Raw genomic sequence first — 2,274 nt, 5'->3', positions numbered from 1 at the left:
CGTCGCGGTGCTGAGGAACGAAGGGGGCACTGGCTTGAGCCTCGTGTGGTCGCAATACATGGGCTACGACCTGGCGCCCGGAGACAAGCTGCTGCAAGCGAATGTGACTTCTGTGGCCGACGTCAACGGCGACGGCAGGCTCGAATTGGTGCTCGGCCTCTATGACGGCGGCGGGGACAAGCGCTGGCGCACGCTGATCCTGCATCCGCTGCGCGGGTTCGACGCGCCGCTGGGGGAGCTGCCGGGGCGCTACTTCTGGGGCTGCCATGATCTCGACGGCGACGGGCGGGCGGAGGTGATCACCAGCGACGGGGCCACACGCCAGCCGGTGCTGCCGAGCACAATTCAGGTCGTGGACGGCAAGACACTCGCCGATCTCGCGGTCATCCCCGGAGCGAGCTTCGTGTTCGCCAACGTCCGCCTGCCGCTGGACACCGAGTTCCACGCCTCCCCCGGCGCGCCGCTATACGTGCGGCCCGCCGATGGCCCTGCCGGACTGGTGCTAACGCGCAGCGGCGAAGAGATGATCGTGCGCCTCGCGGATGGTAAGCCCGTCTTCGCGCCGTTCAAGCTGACGATGGCATCCCGTATGGTGCTTTTCTCCGAGGGCACGGGGTCGCTGCGCGAGGCGGACCTGGAGATGCCGCGCAGCGCCAGCGCGAGCGGACCTTCCGCTTCATCGCCGCTGGTCAGTTGGGCGGATGGTCGCCCGGAGCTATTCCTCACCCTCTCGGACGGCACCATTATCGGCGGAGAGCCGGACCTCTCGCGCCCCGGCCAGTTCAAGCGTTCGTGGAGCATATCCGGTGCCATGCCCTCGGTATGGATTGCTCCCGACGGGCGGCGCGTCATCTGCGCGGCCGACGCGAAGGAGAATGTCATCGGCTTCTACGACCCGTCCGCCGGTCGCCCCACCCCTGCGCCGAGCGCGCGCTTCAGCACCGAGCTTGCGCTCCGCCGCTCGACGGCGCTGCTGCCTTTCGGCGGAAAGGAGATGCGGCTGTTTGTGGCCTTGCAGGTGGACCGGCACCCGGTGGCTTGCGCGGTGTATGACTCCCACGGCAACCTGGTGTGCAAGGATTACGACAATGGCCCGTACCCGCGGCTAGCGGCTGCTGCCGATCTGGACGGCGACGGCAAGGACGAGGTCTTCGTTGACAACCACGGCAAGCAGTTGATCTACGATTCGACCGGGCGCTCGCGCCTCATCGCCCACGGCTGGAACAACACCATCCCCGGCCGCGCCGACGGCGCCAAGTATGCCTTGCCGATCATTGGCCCATTTGGCCCGCACGGCGAAACCCGCGTCATCAACTCGCCGGGCCTGGATGCCCTGGAGGTGCTCGACGCGACCGGCGCGCGCATCGCTAAGCACGACTTCGCCGACTGCTACGAGTTCGAATGGTGCGGCGCCGCGGTGGCAAACCTGGGCCGCGAAAATCAGTGGGATCTCGGCATGGTCAATGGGGACGGCATCTTCCACTGCGCCGATGTCGAGACCTGCGCCTACCGCTGGACCCTCGACCTGGGATGCAGGGCCACCTCCGCGGTTACCGTCTCCAGCGGGGATGTGGACGGCGACGGGCGCGACAACTTTCTGGTCGGACTGCCGAATGGCGAGCTGGTCGCGCTGGATGAGCGCGACGGCAAGGGCGCCGTGCTGTGGAAGGTCGCCTTCGAGGCCGTCGTCAAGCAGGCGTTTCTGGCAGAAGTCGATGGCGACGGCCTGGGTGAGATCGTCGTTGAGTTGGACGACGGCCGGGTGGTGATCCTTCAGGGGGCCCGGTGACGGATCTGATTGCCGAGCTCTGCGCGCGGTTCGGCCTCGGCGAGCCGGCCTCGTCGCGCCGGGTCGGCGGCACGCGCAACCTCAGCTTCGCGGTGAAGACGGACCGCGGCAAATGGGTGGCGCGCCGCAGGTACGAGGGGTATGCCGATCCCGAGCGCGTGGCGTTCGATCACGCCGCACTTCGGCTGCTGGCCGACAACGGGGTGCCCGTTGTGGCGCCCTGCGTGTCGGTGGACGGGCAATCGTATGCTACTGTGCGAAGTAGCGAGGCTGCTTCGCTACGAAGCACAAGTTGGCGGACCGATTCGCAGGTGTGGGAGGTGTATCCCTTTGCCGCCGGACGGCATCTGCGCGAGGGGCACCGAAACGACGTGCTCGCCCTGGCGCGGTCGCTGGCAAACTTCCACCGCGTAGGGCAGTCATTCGAGCTCCGCTACGACAAGCTCGGCCCGCGCGGGGAGACCGATCCCGGCCATCTGCTCGCC

The 2,274-nt window shown here is 67.6% G+C and carries 2 protein-coding genes; both read left to right on the top strand.

Annotation, left to right across the window (positions count from 1 at the left end):
- A partial coding sequence (locus tag VM221_05375; protein ID HUT74253.1) for a hypothetical protein occupies nt 1-1,789 on the top strand: 1,789 nt, incomplete at its 5' end.
- The coding region (locus tag VM221_05370; protein HUT74252.1) for a phosphotransferase at nt 1,786-2,274 on the top strand (489 nt) is incomplete at its 3' end. The genes VM221_05375 and VM221_05370, both read left to right, overlap by 4 nt.

Source organism: Armatimonadota bacterium (assembly GCA_035527535.1).
GTDB lineage: Bacteria > Armatimonadota > Hebobacteria.
This window is presented reverse-complemented; position numbering and strand designations above follow the sequence as displayed.